The following is a 22062-nucleotide window of genomic DNA, read 5'->3' as shown; positions in this document are numbered from 1 at the left end:
AACATAGCCCCACTCACAAAGACAATCCGGTGCGGTAGGCTGGCGTGCAAATGTTCCATCAACATTGATGGTCTAAACCAAAATATAATGGTTGCGATACCGAGGAAAAGATTTTAACTTTGGAAATTAAAAATGGACGCTCCTTTTGGGGTAAGTCCGTCCCTTGGAGGACGCCTATTGGCACTGCCTGATCCCGTCTTACCGACGCCTATGCAAGTGGGATTCTACGAAGCGCGGGATCTCAACAAGCGCTTCGGCCCTGTCACTGTCTTGCGTGGTGTTTCGCTCGCCATGCAGCCCGGCCATATTCACACCATCATGGGGGAGAATGGCGCCGGAAAATCCACGGCTTTCAAAATCCTTGCGGGTCTGATCCAGCCTAGCAGCGGATCTCTGCATCTGGATGGGCAGGCTTTGTCGCTGGCGTCTCCGGCTGCCGCGCACCACGCTGGCATCTATCTGGTGCCGCAGGAGCCAGCCCTGATGCCGGAGCTTACGGTCACGGAAACGATGTTCGTCGGCCAGCTGCCGACCATGTGGAAATTCCCGCGCCGTGTCGACTGGAAGGCTGCGCGCGCCCGCGCCTGTCAGGCTCTCGCCACTCTGGATCTCGACATCGATCCGGATCAGCTGGCCCGGCATCTGAGCATCGCGCAGCAGCAGCAGCTTGAATGCGCCAAGGCATTGCTGCGCGGCTGCCGCGTTATCCTTTTCGACGAACCGACCTCTCCGCTCACGACCCATGAGGTCGAGCGGCTTTTTGGCACCATGCGGCGGCTTCGTGGCGACGGCTATACGCTTGGATTTATCAGCCACCGCATGGATGAGGTTCTCGACATCTCCGACGATATCAGCGTTCTGCGCGACGGTGTCTTGGTTGATTCGGTGGAACGCGCGGCGTTTGACCGTGTCCGCCTTCTGTCGAAAATGGTGGGTCGTGAGATGCGTGTCATTCCCCGCCGTCAGATCAGTCATGCCACCTCGCAACCGGTTCTGGAAGTCGCAGACCTGGCCCACGCGCCGCGCTTCCGTAACGTAAGCTTCGACCTGCACAAGGGCGAGATCCTGGGCTTCGCCGGTCTCGTCGGTGCCGGCCGGACTGAAATAGCGGAGACGATCTTCGGCATCCGTGCCCGGGACAAGGGCATTGTCCGTCTGGCAGGCGAGGACATATCTGACCTCGACACTCACGACATCATCCGCAAAGGCCTTGTTTATGCGCCGGAGGATCGCGCGCGGCATGGTGCGGTATTGCCCATGTCGATAACCGAAAATGTCACATCCGGCTTGCTGGAACGCGTCCGCAGCCGTGCCGGCCTTCTGAGCCGGTCAGACGAGGACCGCATCGGGGCGGAAACAGTCCAGCGCTACCGCGTGCGCTGCGCGGGCACGGATCAAAAGCTGCGCCAGCTTTCAGGCGGCAATCAGCAAAAGGTCGTCTTCGGCAAATGGATGGGCATCGGCCCCGATGTCGCGATCCTCGATGAGCCGACCCGTGGCGTCGATGTCGGCGCAAAGGATGAGATTTATGACCTGATCGACAGCCTGGCACAGGAAGGCATGGGGATCCTGATTATCTCCTCGGAGCTTGAAGAGCTGGTGCGGATCTGCGATCGCATCCTGTCGATCTATGACGGGGAGATCGTCGCCGAACTCACGGGGGACGAGATTACCCCGGAAAGGGTATCTGCCTCCTATCTCACCACGGCAGCGGCGTCCGGACGATGACCCGAGCGCCACGCCGCGAAACGCGAGAAGTCACCCTCATCCTCGCGACGATCGTGACGCTCATCGTAGTGGGTATTATCAACCACGACTTCATGACACTGCAGAACATCCGCTTCATGATCTTGAATTCGGTCGTGTTGTCGCTATTGGCGCTCGGTCAAACCTGGGTCATTGCGACCAAGGGGATTGATCTCTCCGTTGCGCCCATCATGGGCCTGACCGCCGTTGTAACGGGGTTGCTGGAGCAAGGCAGCGGCTTACCCTTGGTGGGCGCCATCGGCATCACAATCGGCATTGGCATCGTGCTTGGCACCGTCAATGGCCTGCTGGTGGCGAAGCTGAACATTCCGCCGATCATTGTGACGCTCGGCACCTATAGTTTGTACAGCGGCCTGATGTTCATCTATTCCAACGGAACCGACGTCGTCTCTGTCCCGCCTGCCTATGCTACGTTCGGCAATGGCACATTGGCACACTGGCTGCCGATTCCAATCCCGGTACTGATACTCGCCGCCATCCTGTTTCTATGCTGGTTCGTCCTTGGCCATACAATCTTTGGGCGGGCGGTGCTCGCCATCGGCAATAATGCCGTCGCGGCCTATAATGCGGGCGTGTCCGTTGTGGCGACGCAAATCCGCGTCTACATGATCTCGGGCCTCCTCGCCGCCATCGCGGGCTTCGTTTTTCTGTGCTATACGGGCTCTGCCACAGTGACGACCGGCACCGGCGACCATGTGGAGTTACAGTCGATCGCTGTTGCCCTGATCGGGGGTACCGCAATTGTCGGTGGGCGCGGCAATATGGTTGGCACGGTGCTCGGCGGGCTTTTCCTGAGCGTTGTCCTCACGGCGCTCGTATTTCTGCATGTGCCGCCGATCTGGTACTCCGCCGGAGAAGGCGCCATGATCCTCGTCACCGTCACGCTCGGCATGCGACAGAATGCAGCGCGGAAGGCAATACGATGAGCAATAGCGTCACGGCACGCCGCTCGAGGTCACGCTTCCCGCTTGGCGGGTGGGAAAGTTCCCTGCTCGTCCTCTTCGTTCTGCAAGTGCTGGCGTCGAGTTTCAGTATTCCGGGCTTCTTCGACAGCTTCAGTTCATGGCTTGGTCTGACCGAGAATTTTTTGCCCTTCGGGATCGTTGCTTTAGGTCTCAGCGTTGTCATTCTGACAGGTGGCATTGACCTGTCGGTAGGATCGACCGCAGGCCTGGGCGCCATCGTGATGGCGGAGCTCTGGCTGCATCTCGGCATGCCAATCTGGATCGCCGTCATGATTGGCGTGGCATTGGGCGCGTTGGTGGGTTTGATCAATGGCCTTATCATAACGCGTTTCAATACCGAGCCATTGATCGCGACGCTTGCCACCAGCTTCATCTATCGCAGCGTCGGCACCGCGCTCGCCGGTGAGTCCCCGCCATCCGGTTTTCCGGATAGCTTCAACGCCTTGGGGCAGGGCGCTATCGGCGGGTTGATTCCCTATCAGCTGATCCTGTTTAGCATTCTCGCCGTGCTCTTTGCCCTGCTGATGTCCCGCTCGGCCTATGGCCGCAAGATCGTCATGGTCGGCTACAATGGCGACGCCGCCCGCTATTCGGGCCTGCGTGTCGGCCGCATCGTGACCAGTGCCTATGTCATCAGCGGCGCGATGGCGGCGCTCGCCGGCATTGTCCTCGCTGCCTATTACAGCGCGGTGCGACCGGACATGGGCGACATTCTGCTGCTGACGACGATCACGACCGTTGTGCTTGGGGGCATCAGCATCTTTGGTGGTGAAGGCAGTATCGGCGGCGTTGTCATTGCTGTCCTGCTGCTGGGGTTTTTGCGCCAGGGCATGCTGATCGCAGGCTTCTCGGACATGGTGACGACCATGGTGACGGGCGCTATTCTGCTCGCTGCCATCACAATCCGCAATCTTCTGTCCGGGCGGGGCACCGGCATGGCGCTGCTGGTTCGGCGCTTCCGCAACCTTGGGCGGGACAAGTTGACGGAGGCTACGAAGTGACGGGCAATTAGCCCGGGCACAGCCGGCCGGACTGGCGACAATCAAAAATAATAACTTCAGGAAATGACAATGAAGAATATGAAATGGGCTGGATTTCTCACCGCCGCGCTGCTGGGCCTTTCCGTCACCGCACATGCGGCGGATATCGACACATCCAAGCGCATCCGCGTCGCGATGGTGCCGAAGCTTGTCGGCATCTCCGTCTTCAAAGCCAATCAGAAGGGCGCCATCGCTGCCGCGGCCAAGCTGAATATTGACTTCCTCTATACAGGTCCGGTGACGGCCTCGGCCCAGGGGCAGGTCGATGTGTTCAACAGCTTGATCGCACGCCGTTTTAACGTTATTACGACGACGTCGAACAACCCTACCGAACTTGCGCCGGCTTTGCGCCGCGCGATGAAGCAGGGCATCAAGGTCGTGTCCTATGACAGCGACGTCGCGCCGGACGCGCGCGACTTCTTCATCCAGAATACCGCTTATCCGGCTTTCGGCAAAGCGCTGGTGGATTCCGTCGCGAAATACATCAAGCCGGATGCGAAGATCGCCATTCTGTCGTCCACGCCGGACGCCACGATTCAGAATGAATGGATCAAGGCACTCAAGGCCTATATGGCCACCGCCTATCCGAAGATGACCATCGTGACCACGCAATACGGTCAGTCCAGCGTCTCGCAATCACTCACAGCTGGCCTTAATATTCTACAGGCTCATCCCGAGGTTACCGGCATCATCGGTCCCGATGCCGCGGCGCTTGTCGGTGCCGCCGCCGCCGTGCAGAAGCTTGGCCTGACCGGCAAGGTCATTGTCGGTGGCTGTTCCGATCCTGATGCGATCCGCCAATATGTCAAAGCCGGCGTCATCAAGGAAACGCCGCTATGGGATGAGGTCAAGGAGGGCGAGCTTGTCATGTATGTTGCTCGCCTGGCTTATAATAACGCCATCCCACGCAATGGGAGCTTCACGGCTGGCGACCTCGGCACGTTCAAGGTTAACGACGGCGTCATCATCTTCAGCGATCCGCTGATCTTCAACGCTCAGAATATCGACAACTACCACTTCTAATATCGTCGATGAATGTGACCGGTTGTCTGCATCTATCGCAGGCAACCGGCCGCATGATTGCGTTTGTGACGAATTGCCGCAGCACTTGTCTCCCGGCTCAGATTTCGTGCTTAATCCAGGATGCGGCGCTTGGGCGCATCAAGCCGGAATGGCAGCCTGACCGCCGTCGCCAAAATAATAAGCCATGAAATCCTGGCTCTGGCGCAGTGTTTCCGCCGCCCCGGATGTCACGACCCGGCCATTCTCGAGCACGAAACCATGATCCGCATAATGCAGCACAAGATTAGCATTCTGCTCAGCGAGAAGAAATGTCACCCCCTCGTCGCGGTTTAGCTGCTGGATGATGTCGAAGATTTCCTCGACGATCATTGGCGCGAGACCCATGGAGGGTTCATCCAGCAGCATGAGAATGGGTTTGGCCATCAAGGCACGGCCGATCGCAACCATCTGTTGCTCGCCACCCGAGAGAAGACCGGCGCGCGTATGCCGCTTCTGCTTCAGGCGGGGAAACCAGTCATAGATGCGATCGGCGTCGCGGCGTAGTTCCCGGCGCCCTGGCCGCCGGAGAAAGCCGCCAGACGCCAGATTTTCCTCCACCGTCAGATGCGCGAAGCAGTGCCGGCCCTCCAGAACCTGGACAATGCCCTGGCGCACAACACGGGCGGGATCAAGGCCGAGGATCGATTTCCCGGCCCAGCTGATATCGCCGCGGATGACACGTCCCCGGGATACGCCAAGCAGGTTGGAAATGGCCTTCAGCGTCGTACTTTTGCCGGCGCCATTGGCGCCGAGAAGGGCGACAATAGACCCGCGCGGGACGGTGAGGGAAACGCCCTGCAAAGCAAGCACGGATTCGCCATAGACGCTTTCGACGTTGTCCAAGGTCAAAACATCGGTTCCGTGCTGGCTCATTGGTGCGTTTCCTGCTCTGTCGTGATCAGTTTGTGAGCGTCGGACGCGGCGGCAGGTTCTTCTGCTTGGCGTAAGCCGCAGCCTTAGCGAAGATCGCATCATGGAACAGAGCGCGGTCGCCGTTCAGCCAGCCTGTGAGCACATTCCAATGATGGCCGTCCCACTGCTGAATCTTGGCTGATGGTTCGCCCTCATGATCCTCGGGGGTCAGCTTCAGCGGGCTGAGAAGGCCAGTGGCGCCGAGGGCCGCCACGCGCTCGGGCGTGATGTTCAGATGCTCAAGCGCCCATTGCCCCTCGGCAGGCGTCAGCGGACGGTTTCCGAATTTCTCATGTCCGGTATGGATGACTTCGCTATAGATGATGGCCGATACCAAGCCTGCGTTGTAGTAGACTGAACCGAATTTCGACGTATCCCGCAGGTCGCTTTTGCCTGGGTCGATGATCTCTTTCTTCAGCGTCTGGCTGATTGCGAAATTGCTGCCCGACGGAAAGACTGTGACGGCCTTATAGCCGATCGCCGCCGAGCCTGCCGGCTTCACATCTTCCTCGGAGCCGCTCCAGATATCGCCGATGATATGGTCAGACGGGAAGCCGACACGGGCAGCAGTCTTAATGGCGACCGGAGTCATCACGCCCCAGGCGCGCAGGAAGACCCAGTTCACACCTTGCTGCTTGATCTGCTGCCACTGGGCCTGCTGCTGCTCCCCGGGGTCAGGCACAGGAATCTCGATGTCGATGAAGCCATATTTCTTGGCGAGGATAGCAAGCGGCTCGATCGTGTCACGGCCGTAACCGGAGTCATGGTAGACCGTCGCGATTTTCTGCCCCTTCAACTTGTCCAACCCGCCGAGCTGTTTGGCGATATAGTTGATGACAATCGAGGATTCTGTCCAGTAGTCGAAAAGAACCGGAAATTGATAGGGAAACACTGCCCCATCGACGGCATCTTCGCGTCCCCCCGCGACGGAGACGACCGGAAGCTTGTCCGCACGCGCTTCATCGGAGATCGTGGCATCAAATCCACTTGATGTATCAAATAACGCTGCGACCTGCGCGCCCTGGTAGCCGTGCTTGTAACGCTCGTAGCATTCGAAGGCGCGTTCCAGCGTATATGCCGTTTCGCATTCCTGCACCAGAACCTTCACGCCGTCGATGCCGCCATGACTGTTGATGTAATTGAAATAGTCGCGAATACCGCCCCATTGGGGAATGCCGGCGGGCGCGTAGGGACCGGTGCGATAGGAAAACAGCGGATAAAGCTGTTCGTTCGCATGATCGGCCGCATGGGCAGGCGCGAGGGAAAGACCAACTGAAGCGGCCGCAAGGACGCCCGCGAGCGTCTGCAAACTGCGTTTGATGCGCATTGAAGTTCCTTTAAACAAAGATTTTCTCTGAAGCGTTTGTGTTCTTAGCGTTATCGACAGCCGCGTATTGTCATCTGCGCAGCGGCCAGATGCTGAGAGCGCGGATGGTACGGGAAAAAAGGCTGGCCAGCCCGTCCGGCTCTTTGATGAGGAGGAAGATGATCAGCGCACCGAAGATGATCGGCTCGATATTCGCGATCGACCCTTGGTCGATATAGGTGTCGAGACCGAGCACAGGCACGAGGATGTCCAGCACGATGGGTGTCAGCACGATGAAGGCCGCGCCGACGAAATTTCCCAATAGGCTTGCCGATCCACCGATCAGAACGATGAACAGAACCTGGAAAGATTTGTCGAGGGAGAAGGTGTTGGAATCGGCCGTGCCCAGATAGGCAAAAGCCCAGAGAGCGCCGGCGACGCCAAGGAAAAAGCTGCTCACGACATAGGCTTGCAGCTTTCGCCGTGCGATTGGCACGCCTGTGACGGATGCCGCGACTTCCATATCGCGAATCGCCATCCAGTCGCGGCCGATGCGGCTTTTGATAATGGCAAAGGCCAAGAGAAGCAGCAGCCCGGCGGTCAATGCGACGAGCAGGTAGCGGCCGCGCGACGATGAAAGATCATATCCGAAAAATTCAAGCCGCGGCGCCGAAATGACCAGCGACATGCTGTTATTCGAGAACCAGTGATAGGTTTGAAACAGCCATGTCAGAAAGAATTGCGCGGCAAGTGTCGGCGCGCTGAGATAGAATCCCCGAATACGCAGGCTCGGCAGGCCAAAAATCAATCCGCCCAGGCCTGCGATCAGACCGGCGAGAATTAGAACTACAGGCAGCGGCAGAATGGGCAGGCGCAGCAGCAGATTGAACGTGGCAAAGGCGCCTGTCGCCATGAAAGCGGCAGAACCCAATGAGATAAGGCCTGCGTAACCCATGAGCAGATTGAGCCCGAGCCCCGCGAGACCCATGACGATCGTCGGTATGATCAGCGAATTCAGCCAATAGTCGTTGCCGACGATCGGAATGACGCCATAGATCAAGATGAGGGCAACGAGGATAGCAACCCTTCGCCCTGAGAGGCGCGGAGCCTGGCTGACGGTGCCACCAAGATGGGCCGTGCCGGCGAGCTTGCTTGCGGACATGGCTCAGACCCTTTGGATGGGCTTCTCGCCGAACAGACCGTTCGGACGAATGAGAAGAAAGGCGGTCGCGAGGATATAGGCGAACCAGTCCGAGACCGCGCCATGCACTAGCGGCCCGATATAAATATCGGCGAGGTTTTCGGTCGCGCCGACAATCAGGCCACCGACGATGGCGCCAGGGATGGAGGAGAAACCACCGATGATAAGAACCGGCATGGCTTTCAGCACGACAAGGGACAGGGAGAACTGCACGCCTTGACGATTACCCCACAGAAGCCCGGCAATCAGCGCGACGACGCCGGCGACGCTCCACACGATCCGCCAGATATGCGGCAGCCTGATGCCGATGGACTGGGCGGCCAGGGTATTGTCTGCAACCGCGCGAAGTGAGATGCCAACGCGGGTCTTGCCAAAAAGAAGAGCGAGTACTGCGACAAGAAGAATGGAAACAGCCGCGGTGAATAGATCAAAATCACTGACCTGCAGGCCGTAAAGCTTGAGCGGCACATCCGGGATGCCGAGATCGAGCTGATGAACATCCGTACCAAGGACAAGCTGGGCCAGCCCTTCGATCACGAAGGATAGTCCGAGCGTCGCCATGAAGAGTGTGTCTGGACTGCGATTGACGAGCGGCCGCAACACCAGAAATTCGATCAACACGGATGCGACAATCAGCACGCCGACTGTGATGATGAAGCACAGCCAGAAAGGCAGCCCGTGTTCGTTCAGTGTCACGAAGGTGAGGGCGGAGAGCAGCACCATCGCGCCTTGAGCGAAATTGAAGACGCCCGAGGCCTTGTAGATGAGTACGAAGCCGATGGCGACAAGCGCGTACATGAGCCCCGCGAGAAGACCGGCAACAATGATATTGACGAGGAAAAGCATCGCAATGCGCCTTAATGTCTGGTGCCAAGATAGGCTGCGATGACATCCGGATTGCGGCGCACCTCCTCCGGCGTGCCGTCGCCGACTTTGCGCCCGTAGTCGAGGACAACGACATGATGGGACAGGCCCATGACCACGCCGATATCATGCTCGATGAGCACAATGGTGGTACCAAGCTGCCGATTGACGTCAGAGATGAACTGGCTGAGCTCCGCTTTTTCATTCTTGTTCATGCCGGCCATAGGCTCGTCCAACAGCAGCAGCTTGGGCAATGCAACCAGCGCACGCGCCAGTTCGACGCGTTTCTGCAGCCCATAGGGCAATTGGCCGACAATGGCGTCGCGATGCGCCGATATGTCGAGGAAGGCCAGAATATCTTCTGCCTGCGCACGTTCAATGCGCTGCTCCGTTGAATACCGGCCGAGACGAAACGCGAGTTCGAGGAAACCCGCTTTTCCCTGTCGCGTCAGTCCTGTCAGCACATTGTCGATCACGCTCATGCGCCGAAACAGCGCGTTATTCTGAAAGGTGCGACCGATACCGATCTTGGCGGCGCGGGCCGGCGTTGGATGCGAGAAGAGCTGGTCATCAATCAGGATATCGCCGGAATCCGCCCGATAGACGCCATTGATGACGTTGAGCAGCGAACTTTTACCTGCTCCGTTTGGTCCGATGAGCGCGCAGATTTCGCCTTGCGCGACAGAAAAGCTGAGGGATGTCAGCGCTCGCACACCCAGGAAGGACAGGGAGACATCCCGCACCATCAAAGCGGCGGTCAAGACAGGCTCTCTGCTGTCGCGAAATGAGGCCGGGCTGCGACGTGGTGCGGCCTACCGGATATCGCGGAGCCGTCCTTCTGCCAAGGGTGCAGGGAGATGCCGAGCGCCGTGAGTGCCGCGGGTCTGGATGCGACGGTTTCGGCCTCGATCGCGAAAAGCTTGTTAAGCCCCAGGCGCCTGCGTGCCTGATGGCGGAGAAGGGCGCACACAATGCCGTTCGATCCGGCACCTCGGGCGCCAGTCAGCCGGAGCGGCAAGCGATGCGCAATCTCCCGTGCCGCGTGCGTAAGGCTGAAGCCGGAGGCAAGCCAGGCGGTTGGGCGAATTTCCGGGCGGTCCCGGGCGGCTGCCGCCAGAATTTCCGGCAGTGCCAGCACGGTTCCCGGCTTTAACCAACGATCATAGGTCGCCGCGAGGGCGTCCGGCCAAGCCGTGGTCGCTTCAACCCACAATATTGGCCCGTCAGATCCCTTGATGGCAGTGCTGGGGCGTCGGATCGAGGCGTCTTGGCGCAATTGCGCTTGTGCCAGGAGATCTGTGAAGAGCGTGACCGAACTGTCCTGCTGCCTGCCGGGCGCGGCATGATCGAACACAATCTGCACCGGCCCAAGTTGTTGACGCAGTTGCAGCCATAACCCAAGGCTTTCATGACCCTGGATGACCGCAAGGCGCGGTGGCCGGCCGGCGCTTGCCGCCAGAATTTCGGCGGCTTTGGCGGCGGCGGGCAGAAGCAGGGTGGTGGCGCCGATTGCGTCAGAGGCAAGCCCCGCGAAGAGCAGGCTTGGGGTGATTTCACCGACAAGAACAACGCGGTCTCCCGCTGAAATACCGCGCTCCACGAACGCAGTCACCAAGGCATCGACGGAGCGGACGATGGCTTGCCATGACCAGGCAAGCCATTCTCCCCGGTGCTTATGACGAAGCGCCAGACGGTTTGGGGACGATGCTGTAAGCGCCAGAAGGGCATCATGCGGGCCGATTGGCCCAACAATCCTAGGGTTGGCCGATGCCATGGTTATTCCTCTTCCTCGGCAAGCAGCCCCGCCCGACACTGCTATTTCGCAGCTTGCTACGACTTGAGATAAACACCTAAAAATTATCGTGTCAAATATGTTTACACGATAAAAAATAGCTTTTATTAAATTAATGCAAATTAGATTCTTATTTTATCAGCGAGGTTCCGGACGCAAGATTTGTGGCTTGGAGGCCGGGCAGCAGATGGTGCCCGTCGCGTTCACCCGTAGATTAATTTCGAAGTTGCTTTAGTTATCATCCAAGGCCGTCGATTTGATGATCCAATCAAGCCACACTGCGCATGGTACAATGCGATGGGGATGACAAAATGAGACGCGTGCGGCGAATGGTTGCGAGTGCGGCGATCTTGACCGGACTGAGCCTTCCCAGCTGGGCAGATGGCAATACCGACGCGTTAAAAGCGGCGGTCGGGTCACCAGCGCGCTCGGCCGCGTTCGTGGCACGAGATACCGCGCGCCATCCCTTGGCGGAGCTGCAATTTTTTCAAGTAAAGCCGACCGATACCGTCATCGAGATCTGGCCGGGCGGCGGCTACTGGACTCAAATTCTGATACCTTATCTGAAGCAGCATGGTCGCTATATCGCGGCACTGCCGCCGTCAGCCCAAGCCGCCGCATCATTCCGGAACAACTTCCCCGACGCGCGGCAGACCGTTCTGGGAAATGGACAATATGACATTGCCAAAGCCGGTACGGCTGATGTCGTGCTCACCTTCCGAAATCTGCATGACTGGATGGAGACAGGCGAGACAAGGCAGGTGCTACAGGGATTTTTTGCAGCCCTGAAACCGGGGGGGCTATTGGGCATCGAGGATCATCGCGCGCGGGCGGATCAGCCGCAGGATACGCATGCCGTCAGTGGCTATGTCAGGCAGGATTATGCCATTGCTCTGGCGCGCGACTCGGGTTTTGTTTTTATGGGCAGTTCAGAGATCGACGCTAATCCGCGGGATAGTACGCATTGGCCCAAGGGCGTGTGGACCTTGCCGCCGGTTTTTGCTCTCGGCGCGAAGGATCACGCTGTCTACGCGGCTGTGGGCGAAGCCGACAATTTTGTTCTCCTTTTTCGTAAACCCTGACAATATTCAAGGCATAAGATAGAAAAAACTCTTCGAGAATTCGTAACGGATAGGTTTAGACTCCGGCATAGGGACCGTGAATCACGATGATCGACTGGTATGTTGAAGGCATAAAATTCGGCAATTGCAGCTGCGACTATTCCTGCCCCTGCCAGTTCGAGCTTCTGCCGTCCCGCGGTTATTGTCATGGCATTGAGATCATACGCATCGACAAGGGGCATTTTGGCGACACTCCCTTGGATGGCCTGCATACCATCGTCCAGTATCAATGGCCGGGACCGGTGTTCGAGGGAAAGGGCGAAATGCAAGCTATCATCGACGAAAAAGCCGATGCTGAGCAGCGGCGCGCCCTGGCCACGATCCTGCACGGTAAAGAAACAAAAGACGCTGCCACGCATTGGTGGGTCTTCCACGCCATGTCCGACACCGTGCATGACCCGATCTTCGAGACGATAGTCTTCGAGGTTGATGTCGGAGCAAGATTGGCCCGGGCCAGCATTGGCGACAAATTGGAGGCCTCGGGAAGACCCATTCGCAGCCCCGTGGACGGCGCACCGCATCGGGTCAGGATCGACTTGCCCGACGGAATGGAATTCAGCCAGGCCGAGATCGGCAGTGCATCGACCGAAGCCAGGACGAATGCGATGTCTCTGTCGCTCAGCGATACCTATGGCCAATTCAATCACTTTCGCATTTCCGGCAAAGGCTTCGTGCGTGGCGGCCCATCCACGCGCTGATGAGTCCGGAGGAGGGGCAGGACCAGTGACTGGCAATGACGGTATTCGCACACAAGCCTGATGAGAGACGCGCCTATAATAGGGGCGTCCTCATCGTCATCCTGGCGCTTGCCCTAGCCTGCTGGAGCTTCTTCGTTTGGCAGCCGGCAGCGCCGGGCATGGCCATGATGGGTGCCACCATGGGCCTGTCGGCCGTGCCGTTTCTGATCATCTGGACCGTGATGATGGTAGCGATGATGTTTCCGACGGCCGCACCCATGTTTCTGACCTTTCAAACAATTCAAGCGCGGCGGTCAGGCGGATCCGCGACGGCGAGCGTCACCGTATTTATTGCGGGCTATCTCATCCTGTGGGCGTTGACGGGCATCCTTGCCTATCTGTCTGCGCAGGCCGCAGACTGGGCGGCCGCGCGTTTTGCCGTGACGGCCAATGCGGCCGCACGGTTCGGCGGGTTGCTTCTGATCTTTGCCGGGCTTTATCAGCTGACACCGCTCAAGCGGCTCTGCCTGTCGAAATGCAGAAACCCGGTGTCGTTCATCATGACGTCCTGGCGCCCGGGCCTGTTTGGCGCCTTCGTCATGGGAGGATTCCACGGCTTTTACTGCTTCGGCTGCTGCTGGTTCCTGTTTTTGATCCTGTTTCCTTTGGGCATGATGAATGTCGCTGCAATGGCCGCCATCACGATACTGATCTTTATCGAAAAAACCGTGTCATGGCGGCGATGGGCCGCTTACCTGTCTGCCGTCGCCCTCCTGGCCTATGGTGGGGCGGTCATCCTGGTCCCGGCCTTGCTTCCAACCTTTGCTGCCGCACCGCCGATTGCGATGATGAATAGCATGCCCGGCATGCCGAAACCCTAGCAGGCATCGCGGCATTCCCTGATCCGTCTCGCGCAAGCTCATGCATGGCAGCCAAGACTGTTTCGGAAAAGAATAAACATGTTCCGATCTATAGTTTTCAAAAAACATTCCCCACAGATTGCGCGAGAGGAAAACGGTTTTTCTCAGCATTCAATGTCATTTAAAACTAAATTAAACTATTATAGTTCGCTATAAAATATGTTGAACGATATATATTGATTTAATTTTCGGTGCCGGCTTAAGCTCCTGCAATGTCGGAAGAGCCTGTTGGCTTTTTCGTTCATCCTTCCAGCTAAAGCCTTTCGGAGTGATCCAATGCCCGGTTTTCGCCCTTTGCATGACCGCATTCTGCTGCGGTGGCTGAGCAATGTCAGGTGCGATGCGCAAATCTGAAGTGATCGAAGTCGATGGTGTCTTTGTCGGCGCTGCCATATTGCAGGACAATCGCGATGAATGTGCGTTTTATGCGACCCATGATCTTGTCCGTTCGCTGCACGGACAGATTTTGCCCAGCCTGAAGGCGATCCGTTCAGAGGCCGCTCGGCAGTTCCGTGGAATGAAAAGAGCGGACCTGTCGGTTAAGACTCTTGTCTGAAGTCCAACGCCATAATGCCTGGCTGTTTATCAAGGCGACGATCATGAAAGTTTCAACCGGCGCCTCGCTGCCTGTCTCAGGGCGATCAGGCGCAAGATGGTTGCAGAAGCTGCCGTTTTTCCAATTTTCGGTCTGGCTGAGAGAGACCCGACAGCGGCTTGGCGCCGTCGCCGCCTTGCAACGTCTCAGTGACCGTGAATTGGAGGATATCGGCATCCCCCGAGAGGACATCCAGCGCGTTCTCGCAAGCGCTGCCAAGAAGCGCCGGGCTGCCTGACCGATGTCCGATATTGCTCTTTCGACCCATGCCACCGCGACCGATGGCACGGCCCACACGCGCGATCGCGCCATTTCGCCTTTTGAGTTTTTGCCGCCATGGATCATCTATGGACCGGTCTTAGCCTATTGGATCGCTCTTGGCCTGCGCTACGGCGACATGGCTTTGGCGACCTTGGCCAATCCGAATATCACGACCGGCGGTCTGTGCGGTGAAAGCAAGACCGGAATTCTCGATCAAGCAGAGGGCGAGGCGCGGGACTGGATCGCGCCCTATGCGAATTTTGTGACCGGGCGGGACGATTCTGGCCATGCCCGCCGTATCATGGCCGAACTCGGGCTGACATTCCCGGTCGTCATCAAACCCGATATCGGATGCAAAGGCGCGGGGGTAAAGCTTGCGAGAACATCCGGCCAGCTCGACCACGTCCTTCAGTCATTCCCGCGCGCGACGACGGTTATTCTTCAGAAATTCGTGCCTTTCGAAGGTGAAGCCGGTCTCTATTACTCGCGGCAACCGGGTGAAGCCACAGGACAGCTCCTTTCACTGACGCTGAAGACACCGCCGCATATTACGGGCGATGGCATCGCAACGATCCGAGAACTGATCATGCGCCATAAGCGCGCGGGACGGGCGCCTCAGGTCTATCTGCCGCGCCTGGGTGCGCGGGTGGAAGAGGTGCTTCCGGCAGGCGAGACCTTAACCCTCGTTTTCACAGGCAACCATTCCAAGGGTTCGGCCTTCCGCGACGCCACGCATTTGATCACGCCGGCTTTGAGCGACCGCATCGATCGGATTCTCAGAAGCCTGCCCGACTTTCACCATGGCCGGATCGATATCCGTTTCGACACCGTCTCCGCCTTGATGAAAGGCGAGGATTTCGAAATCATCGAGATCAACGGCGTCGGCTCCGAGCCCATTCACATGTGGGATCCGAAGAATACTCTGCTGGATATCTATGCCGCGCAGTTTCGGTATTACGGCCGTGCCTTCCGCATCGGTCAGGCCATGCGGCGTCGTGGCCATCGCAGCCGCGGCGCACGCGACATGCTATGGCACTGGCTGGCGCAGTCACGCTTGATCGCGACCTATCCGCCGAGCGACTGATCCTACGAAGGCAGTGCCATGCGTTATCATCTGAGAGGATGCGAGCGCTGTCTTTCCATCCGTCTTTTTATTTGCCCGTGATGGCCGCTTGCGGGCGGCCGATCCGTTAGCCACCGAAAACGAGCGCGCGCAGTTCGATGCTTTGTCGTGGCGGCGCAGCAGCCTCGGCGCGCGGATCCGCGAAGGCAGTGTGAGGAGAGAAGCGCGTGACACCGCTTTCGGCGCTATCATAGCATTTGAGCAGCAAGGCCTCGTCTGGCTGCATTTCTGACCAATAATACCAGCGCTGCCCCTGATCGAAGGTCACCGAATAGGTTTCGCCCTTGCGGTCGCGATACAGAAGATCGGTGGCGACGAGATCTGTCGGCTTGAGGCTTGATCCGTCAGCCATGGCCAGAGGATGGTCAATGACCGGCCCGCGGATGGGGCGCCACAGATTGATTACGCGAACCCGCCCCTTCACCAAGCTTTCTGCTTCATCCGGCAGATGGCGGAAGACACGGTCGCGCCCGGAACGTGGGGTCTGGTCGATATGCACGCGGGCAACCGGCTGGCGGGCGCCTTCACGATCGGCGCCGGCCGGATCACGCCGACGAATGGTGTGATCGAAAATAAAGACCCGGTATGCGTTCAGCCTGTCGCGCAGCAGCGCTTCCGATTCCGGATAATAGACGGCCTTTATCTTATCATCATCGATGAAATCTGTCTCCCGACTGCGGTGATGGATCGCGGCGAAGCCGTGCCCGTCGAGCGCGAAGGTCGCCTCCCGGCCTCGGATATCCTCAATCAGAACGCTGTGCGCCTCATTTTCGAAATTCTGCCGCGATACGCCGGCAGGCGGGTCGTAATTATAGGTATGAGGCTTCCCGGCGATGGGCTTCAGATAGTTCAGTGACGCTCGGACCGCGCCGCGTAACGGTCTCTGGCTGAGGGTGGTAAGGCCATCCGGCATCGCACGCTCCTATCTCGATCAATCATATAAACTAACGTAAATAGCTATTTACATTATAAAACCTATTGGATAGGCATAACAAGTCTTTGCACGGTTCATAGTGGTGACGTGCTTCGCTGGCAGGCAACACGAAAGAAGGAGGCAAAGGAAGTTTTACGATGACGGTCATCATTGGCATCTCCTGCTGCCGGAAGCAGTTCGACGGAGATGACGAACTCGCCCATGCCGCATCGGACACCTATGTGCGCGCGGTCACGGATTTTATCGGCGGCATTCCCGTTCTCATTCCGGCGCGCGGCGGAGCGGGGGATATCGAACGCCTGCTGCGCCTCGTCGATGGTTTGATCCTGACGGGCAGTCTGTCGAATGTCGGGCCAGGCTATTACGGCGGCCCGCCGCATCCGCCTGAGACACCGGAGGATTGCGAGCGCGACGGCATGACCCTGCCCTTGATCCGCGCGGCTGTCGCGGCTGGCAAACCTCTACTCGGTATCTGCCGTGGTCTCCAGGAATTGAATGTGGCGCTCGGCGGCAGCCTGCATCAAAGGCTGCATGACCTTCCAAGCCGCCTCGATCATTCCCACCCTTTGGCAAAGCTGGAGGAGTTGCGGCATGCGAAAGCGCATAGCGTGCACCCGGTGCAAGGCGGCTGGCTGGCTGGCATCTCGCAAGGCCAGGCCATGATCGTCAACTCGTATCATAACCAGGGGATCGACCGGCTGGCACCGGGCATGACAGTCGAGGGCTATGCGTCCGATGGCACGGTGGAGGCCGTCCGCCTGCCAGGGGAGAGCTTTGCCGTCGGCCTACAGTGGCATCCGGAATATGACATGGAGGTCAACCCGCAATCCCGCCTGATCTTCGAGACATTTGGCGATGTCGTGAGAGATGCCGGGCGTCGCACGCGCCAGGCCGAACGGTCTCACTAGTCTTGCGGGTCAGCGATGGCCGAGGCGCGCCGCCAGACGATCGCCGAGCCACTGAATAAGGCAGACCAGTGCGATAAGGACAATGACGACCGCGATCATGACGTTAGTCTCAAACCGCTGGTAGCCGTAACGGATAGCGAGATCGCCCAAGCCTCCCGCGCCGATGGCGCCCGCCATGGCCGACGCGCCGATCAGCGTCACGAGCGTGACGGTGAAGCCGGAGAGGAGACCAGGCAGCGCTTCCGGCACCAGAACGTGACGAATGATCGTCCAGCGGCTGCCGCCCATGGCGCGCACGGCGTCAATCAATCCGCGATCGACCTCGCGTAGGGAGACTTCGGCGATGCGGGCGTAATAGGGAATGCAGGCAATGGAGAGCGGAATAATCGCGGCCTCCGTGCCGAGCGAGGTGCCGGCAATCAGCCGCGTCACCGGAATCAGGATGATGAGCAGGATGATAAAAGGCACGGAGCGCACCGCGTTCACGATCCAGCTTGCCACGAGGTTCAGCGGTGGAATCGGGCGGATGCCTTGGCGGTCTGTCGTGACCAGTAGCACCGCGAGCGGCAGGCCGAGGAGGAGGGAAACGGCCCCTGCCGCGAAGGTCATTTCAAGCGTTTGCAGCAGCGACTGCCACAGGAGATCAAGCAGAAGGGACAACATGGCCGAGCAGTTCCGTGGCCTGTGAGCGGCCGAGTAGGAAGGAAAGGATTGCGTCAACCGGTGCGGCACCGGCATCAGCCAGAGCCACGAAGAGCGAGCCCACGGCGACGCCGCGCACGTCCTGAAGCCCACCATGCAGCAGCACAGGCCGCACGCGAAAGCTCTGTGCGAGATCGAAGAGCAAGGTGCCGCGGGCGTTCTCTCCGGCCAGATCGATGCGGAAGAGCGGCGCGGACCCAGGGAAAGGCTCAGGACGCAGTGCGGCCGCGAGATGGTCCGGCAATTCCGGACGAAAACCGCGCAGCAGGCTATGGGTCACGTCGCTGCGGGGAGCTCCGAATATCTCCGCCACACTGCCTTGTTCGGCGATACGGCCATGATCGAGCACGATGACTTTCCGCGCCAGTGACCGAATGACGCTCATCTCATGCGTGATGAGCACCATGGTGACGCCGAGGCGCCGGTTGATGTCATCGAGCAGGGCGAGGATGGATGTCGTGGTCTCGGGGTCCAGCGCCGAGGTGGCCTCATCGCAAAGCAGCAGGGCGGGTGACGCGGCGAGCGCCCGGGCGATGCCCACGCGCTGCTTCTGGCCGCCCGAAAGCTGGTGCGGATAGCGTTTGGCCTGGCCGCCGAGACCCACGAGATCGAGCAGTTCCGCGACCCGCTCCTCGCGGCGGCGCTTGGGCCAGCCCGCGATCAGCAGCGGCAGCATGACATTCTCCGCAGCTGTCTTGGCCGAGAGGAGATTGAAATGCTGAAAGATCATGCCGATGCGCTGCCGCACGGTTTGCAGCGCGGTCTCGGAAAGGGCGGTGATTTCCGTGCCTTCGACGGTGATGGAGCCCCCGTCGACGCGCTCCAGCCCGCTGAGGCAGCGGATGAGCGTGGATTTCCCGGCGCCAGAGCGGCCGATGATGCCGAGGATATCGCCAGAGGCGAGCGAGAAGCTGATATCGTCCAGCGCCTGATGGGAGCCGAGCCGCCGCGCGATACCGCGCACATCCAAAAGCGGAGGAGCGGACACACCGGCCCGCTCCTCCAAAAACACGTCAGTTTGTGTCATCAAGAAAAACGCATCACCACGCGGGTAGGGTGGCGCCGTGATAGACCTTCAGGATTTCGGCGGCAACATTCGGCTGCTGATAGCTGGCCACCAGCTGCTTTACCCAGGGCTTGTCCGCGTCTTCCGTATTGACGGCGATGAAATTGCGGTAGGGGTTGCCCGCGACCGCTTCCTGCGCGATGCGCTCCTGCGGAATCTTGATGCCGCTTTTGATGGCCCAGTCGGTATTGACGACGGCGGCATCCAGATCGCCGATCGACCGGCCGACGATCCCGGCGTCCAGCTCTTTGATCTGGATGTTTTTCGGGTTGCCAGCGATATCGAGCGCCGTCGGCAGCGAACCCGCCGCCTTGTTCAGCGTGATGAGGCCTTGAGCTTGGAGCAGCAGAAGCGCGCGGCCTTCATTGCTCGGGTCGTTCGGCACGCCGATCACCGCGCCCTTCGGCAGATCGGCAATGGACTTGTATTTGCGCGAATACAGCCCGATCGGCTGCACATAAGTGTAACCGACCGGCACGATCTTATAGCCGCGCGCCTGAATCTGCGCGTCGAGATAAGGCTTGTGCTGGAAGGAATTGGCGTCGAGGTCATGCTCGGACAGCGCCTCATTGGGCTGGGTATAGTCCTCGAAGGTCGTGATCTTGATGGTGAGGCCGTGCTGCGCCGCGTTGGCTGACACGACACGCCAGACATCCTCATCCTCGCCCGACATGATGCCGACGCGCAGTGTCTGGCTGGCGGCCTGGGCCTGCGGCATCACCAGGATGCCGGCCGTAAGCGACAGGGCTGTCAGTCCGCCCAGAAGGCTGCGTCTATAAATGCTATTCATCACAGTTAAATTCCGAATTAAGCGAACCAATCTCGCCCAAACCTATCGATGATTGTGAATTAGGCGTCAAGTGCCAAAAAATGTGGCAAAGCCGATCTGACGGTGCCGGTTGATATGGGTCATGGTGCGATATTTATTTGTTTTCATGTAAGAATTCGCGGCGATTTATCTCAAGAATAGATCAATATAATATTATAACACTATTATCTTTAATCTTTTAATTTCTTAGATCAACATCGGCGATTTCTTGGACTGCAATTTTAGAAAGACCCTCTGCCGACGAAATCGCCGATGCTCGCGAGGCTCAAAAAGGCCGATGAGGTGGCATCCCCAAAGCGCTCGCTTGCAGACGCGCAAGCCTGAGCGGCCAATTGTTTTGCTTTAAGGAAAGCGGATTTTGGTGCAATATCAAATCAAACCATTGAGCGCTTCATGTCCGAAAGAGCAGAAATAATTTCGAGATCATTTTCAAGGCCAGAAATATTACCTTCGGAGCAGCGAGGCGATCAGCTATGGCGTTTGTGTTGCATACGATGGTGAGATACGAGGCGAACCAGATTCATCCCTGAGGATTGCAGGCTTTGGATAACATTCACACATGCGCCGGCATTGTTCAACTCGACGAAAAACACAATATCATCGTCAACGTTTGCAATGACCATTTCCTGCGGATGATCCGTGCACTAGACGCAAATATTCAACAGGCTCCGTTCCGCCTTGATGCATTGCCGGATACCATCGTCCAATCTGAGTTTCACAATAAATTACGCACGTGCTTTAGGGCTGGCCGATTGCAGGATTCGGAACAAATTTATTATTACAACAAGATGGGAAAGTCTTGGCGTCTAACGCTCGCTGTTGTCTGGCAAAGAAGTGACACGGCTAATCCATCGCACATTGTCATAACGGGATTCGAGGCAGCTGAAACGAAATATTCGGAGCGGGAAGGGTCAGATACTCATTCGGCTCGATACAAAGCGATAGTTAGTCTGGCCTATGATGCCATCATAACGATGGACCAAGAGCGTCGCATCACGCTGTTCAATCGCGCGGCTGAGACTCTTTTCGGCTATACGTCCAGTGAAGTGATTGGGCAACTTGTGGAAATTCTTTTGCCTGAACATTTACGAGCAACCCATCCACAAAAAGTTCGCGCGTTTTCGGAATCCTATCAACCCAGACTCCGTCGGGCCACCGCGCCGCGTATGGATGAAACCAACAGCGTGTTCGGACGGCACAGAAACGGGTCACTAGTACCCGTCGAAGTCGCCGTATCCAAAATAGAAATGGCTGGAAGAATAGAATTCATAGCAATCGTTCGTGACATCTCGGATCGAGTCCATCTCATTGAATTTCTTAAAAAAGAAGCGATGACCGACATGCTGACGGGGCTGCCAAACCGCCGGCAATTTACTGAATTTCTTGAGAAAGAGTTCCGCAGTGGCAGAAATTTTTCTGTTTTCATCCTCGACGTCGACTTTTTTAAAGTCATCAACGATCAGTATGGCCATGATGCCGGGGATGAGGTTTTGCGGGCGATCGCAAGTGCTGGAACTTCGATGCTGGGTGTGGGAAGCCTGTTTGCTCGCTGGGGCGGAGAGGAATTTGTCGCAGCCCTGCCAGGCGCAGATGCGGATATCGCATACATCATCTCGGACAAGGTTCGACAGCGCTATGAAAGCCAGAAATTTGACTACGTGTGGCGTGAAGACCCAATTTCTTTTACCGTCAGCATCGGCGTGGCCACGCGCTGCGAAAACGATGTCGGTATCGACGGGGTGATGAAGCGGGCCGACCGCGCGCTGTACAAGGCCAAACAAACTGGTCGCAATCGCGTCGAGGTGGGTTAGTGCTATTCTCAATAGGTCGTCGAAGGGTGGAAACCTAATCGCGACGCGATAGCCGAGATCCCGAGCTTGGCTTCTCTGAGCCGAAATACGATCCGGCGATCATCCAGCGTGAGGTGGCTATAAACGGTTCCCATCGGGGCAGGCCTCCCAAGTGCGAAGTGACTGATAAGCCACAAATTTCGCACTTCAGAATGGAATCCACCCGC

Annotated in this window: 23 protein-coding genes; 12 read left to right on the top strand and 11 right to left on the bottom strand. The window is 58.1% G+C overall.

Translation table 11 applies throughout. The features are described 5' to 3' along the window. Positions 1 to 210: 210 nt before the first annotated feature. From ASILVAE211_RS17240 to ASILVAE211_RS17225, 4 genes are all read left to right on the top strand, one after another. Positions 211 to 1728: a sugar ABC transporter ATP-binding protein gene (locus ASILVAE211_RS17240; protein ID WP_227322592.1), complete on the top strand. Its 1518-nt coding sequence runs from the start codon at positions 211 to 213 to the stop codon at positions 1726 to 1728. Further along, positions 1725 to 2693 (top strand): ABC transporter permease, encoded by a 969-nt coding sequence (locus ASILVAE211_RS17235; protein WP_227322591.1) that lies wholly within the window; start codon positions 1725 to 1727, stop codon positions 2691 to 2693. Before ASILVAE211_RS17240 ends, ASILVAE211_RS17235 begins: the two co-directional genes overlap by 4 nt. Beyond that, the gene (locus tag ASILVAE211_RS17230; protein WP_227322590.1) at positions 2690 to 3733 is read left to right on the top strand and encodes an ABC transporter permease; all 1044 of its coding nucleotides are present in this window, start codon (positions 2690 to 2692) and stop codon (positions 3731 to 3733) included. Before ASILVAE211_RS17235 ends, ASILVAE211_RS17230 begins: the two co-directional genes overlap by 4 nt. A 69-nt stretch (positions 3734 to 3802) precedes the next feature. After that, positions 3803 to 4795, top strand: a complete 993-nt coding sequence (locus ASILVAE211_RS17225) for an autoinducer 2 ABC transporter substrate-binding protein (protein ID WP_227322589.1) — start codon at positions 3803 to 3805, stop codon at positions 4793 to 4795. Between the two features lie 138 nt (positions 4796 to 4933). On the opposite strand, the gene ASILVAE211_RS17220 is transcribed toward ASILVAE211_RS17225, so the two are convergent. From ASILVAE211_RS17220 to ASILVAE211_RS17195, 6 genes are all read right to left on the bottom strand, one after another. Then, complete coding sequence (locus ASILVAE211_RS17220) at positions 4934 to 5707, bottom strand: ABC transporter ATP-binding protein (RefSeq protein WP_227322588.1); 774 nt, start codon at positions 5705 to 5707, stop codon at positions 4934 to 4936. Between the two features lie 25 nt (positions 5708 to 5732). After that, positions 5733 to 7073: an ABC transporter substrate-binding protein gene (locus ASILVAE211_RS17215; protein WP_227322587.1), complete on the bottom strand. Its 1341-nt coding sequence runs from the start codon at positions 7071 to 7073 to the stop codon at positions 5733 to 5735. Positions 7074 to 7143: 70 nt separating this feature from the next. Then, positions 7144 to 8214, bottom strand: coding sequence for a branched-chain amino acid ABC transporter permease (locus tag ASILVAE211_RS17210; RefSeq protein ID WP_227322586.1), 1071 nt, complete (start codon positions 8212 to 8214; stop codon positions 7144 to 7146). Between the two features lie 3 nt (positions 8215 to 8217). Next, the gene (locus tag ASILVAE211_RS17205; RefSeq protein WP_227322585.1) at positions 8218 to 9099 is read right to left on the bottom strand and encodes a branched-chain amino acid ABC transporter permease; all 882 of its coding nucleotides are present in this window, start codon (positions 9097 to 9099) and stop codon (positions 8218 to 8220) included. A gap of 11 nt (positions 9100 to 9110) precedes the next feature. Continuing rightward, positions 9111 to 9878 (bottom strand): ABC transporter ATP-binding protein, encoded by a 768-nt coding sequence (locus ASILVAE211_RS17200; protein WP_227322584.1) that lies wholly within the window; start codon positions 9876 to 9878, stop codon positions 9111 to 9113. Next, a complete protein-coding gene (locus tag ASILVAE211_RS17195) occupies positions 9875 to 10729 on the bottom strand; it encodes a hypothetical protein (RefSeq protein WP_227322583.1) in 855 nt (284 codons plus the stop codon). Before ASILVAE211_RS17195 ends, ASILVAE211_RS17200 begins: the two co-directional genes overlap by 4 nt. Positions 10730 to 11193: 464 nt before the next feature. Here ASILVAE211_RS17195 and ASILVAE211_RS17190 point away from each other — a divergent pair, with 464 nt between their 5' ends. The 6 genes from ASILVAE211_RS17190 (at position 11194) to ASILVAE211_RS17165 (ending at position 15567) form a co-directional block, all read left to right on the top strand. After that, complete coding sequence (locus ASILVAE211_RS17190) at positions 11194 to 11991, top strand: class I SAM-dependent methyltransferase (RefSeq protein ID WP_227322582.1); 798 nt, start codon at positions 11194 to 11196, stop codon at positions 11989 to 11991. An 86-nt stretch (positions 11992 to 12077) separates the two neighbouring features. Next, entirely contained in the window at positions 12078 to 12728 is a 651-nt protein-coding gene (locus tag ASILVAE211_RS17185) for a DUF1326 domain-containing protein (protein ID WP_227322581.1), read from the top strand. 35 nt (positions 12729 to 12763) lie between these two features. Beyond that, positions 12764 to 13588 carry a DUF2182 domain-containing protein gene (locus tag ASILVAE211_RS17180; protein ID WP_227322580.1) on the top strand — a complete coding sequence of 275 codons (825 nt, stop codon included), beginning with the start codon at positions 12764 to 12766 and terminating at the stop codon, positions 13586 to 13588. A 379-nt stretch (positions 13589 to 13967) separates the two neighbouring features. Continuing rightward, positions 13968 to 14183 (top strand): hypothetical protein, encoded by a 216-nt coding sequence (locus tag ASILVAE211_RS17175; protein WP_227322579.1) that lies wholly within the window; start codon positions 13968 to 13970, stop codon positions 14181 to 14183. Positions 14184 to 14226: 43 nt separating this feature from the next. Then, positions 14227 to 14460: a DUF1127 domain-containing protein gene (locus ASILVAE211_RS17170; RefSeq protein ID WP_227322578.1), complete on the top strand. Its 234-nt coding sequence runs from the start codon at positions 14227 to 14229 to the stop codon at positions 14458 to 14460. A gap of 3 nt (positions 14461 to 14463) precedes the next feature. Further along, positions 14464 to 15567, top strand: a complete 1104-nt coding sequence (locus tag ASILVAE211_RS17165; RefSeq protein WP_227322577.1) for an ATP-grasp domain-containing protein — start codon at positions 14464 to 14466, stop codon at positions 15565 to 15567. Positions 15568 to 15673: 106 nt separating this feature from the next. Here the strand turns inward: ASILVAE211_RS17165 and ASILVAE211_RS17160 are convergent, their stop codons facing one another. Then, on the bottom strand, positions 15674 to 16519 hold the full coding sequence (locus ASILVAE211_RS17160) for a CmcJ/NvfI family oxidoreductase (protein ID WP_227322576.1): 846 nt from the start codon (positions 16517 to 16519) through the stop codon (positions 15674 to 15676). Positions 16520 to 16677: 158 nt separating this feature from the next. Here ASILVAE211_RS17160 and ASILVAE211_RS17155 point away from each other — a divergent pair, with 158 nt between their 5' ends. After that, positions 16678 to 17448 carry a gamma-glutamyl-gamma-aminobutyrate hydrolase family protein gene (locus tag ASILVAE211_RS17155; RefSeq protein ID WP_227322575.1) on the top strand — a complete coding sequence of 257 codons (771 nt, stop codon included), beginning with the start codon at positions 16678 to 16680 and terminating at the stop codon, positions 17446 to 17448. A 9-nt stretch (positions 17449 to 17457) separates the two neighbouring features. Here the strand turns inward: ASILVAE211_RS17155 and ASILVAE211_RS17150 are convergent, their stop codons facing one another. Genes ASILVAE211_RS17150 through ASILVAE211_RS17140 form a run of 3 tightly spaced genes read right to left on the bottom strand, consistent with a single transcriptional unit; the run spans position 17458 to position 20006 of the window. Then, positions 17458 to 18111: a methionine ABC transporter permease gene (locus ASILVAE211_RS17150; protein WP_227322574.1), complete on the bottom strand. Its 654-nt coding sequence runs from the start codon at positions 18109 to 18111 to the stop codon at positions 17458 to 17460. Next, complete coding sequence (locus ASILVAE211_RS17145; protein WP_227322573.1) at positions 18092 to 19138, bottom strand: methionine ABC transporter ATP-binding protein; 1047 nt, start codon at positions 19136 to 19138, stop codon at positions 18092 to 18094. Before ASILVAE211_RS17145 ends, ASILVAE211_RS17150 begins: the two co-directional genes overlap by 20 nt. A 52-nt stretch (positions 19139 to 19190) precedes the next feature. Next, a complete protein-coding gene (locus ASILVAE211_RS17140; protein ID WP_227322572.1) occupies positions 19191 to 20006 on the bottom strand; it encodes a MetQ/NlpA family lipoprotein in 816 nt (271 codons plus the stop codon). A gap of 581 nt (positions 20007 to 20587) precedes the next feature. Between ASILVAE211_RS17140 and ASILVAE211_RS17135 the strand changes: the two genes are divergently transcribed. After that, complete coding sequence (locus tag ASILVAE211_RS17135; protein WP_227322571.1) at positions 20588 to 21856, top strand: sensor domain-containing diguanylate cyclase; 1269 nt, start codon at positions 20588 to 20590, stop codon at positions 21854 to 21856. Between the two features lie 8 nt (positions 21857 to 21864). Here the strand turns inward: ASILVAE211_RS17135 and ASILVAE211_RS17130 are convergent. Further along, positions 21865 to 22062 (bottom strand): helix-turn-helix domain-containing protein (locus ASILVAE211_RS17130; protein WP_227322570.1); only part of this gene is annotated, 198 nt, incomplete at its 5' end.

Source organism: Acidisoma silvae, from assembly GCF_020618775.1.
Classification (GTDB): domain Bacteria; phylum Pseudomonadota; class Alphaproteobacteria; order Acetobacterales; family Acetobacteraceae; genus Acidisoma; species Acidisoma silvae.
The sequence above is the reverse complement of the archived record's forward strand: the minus strand, read 5'-3'. Positions and strand labels throughout refer to the sequence as shown.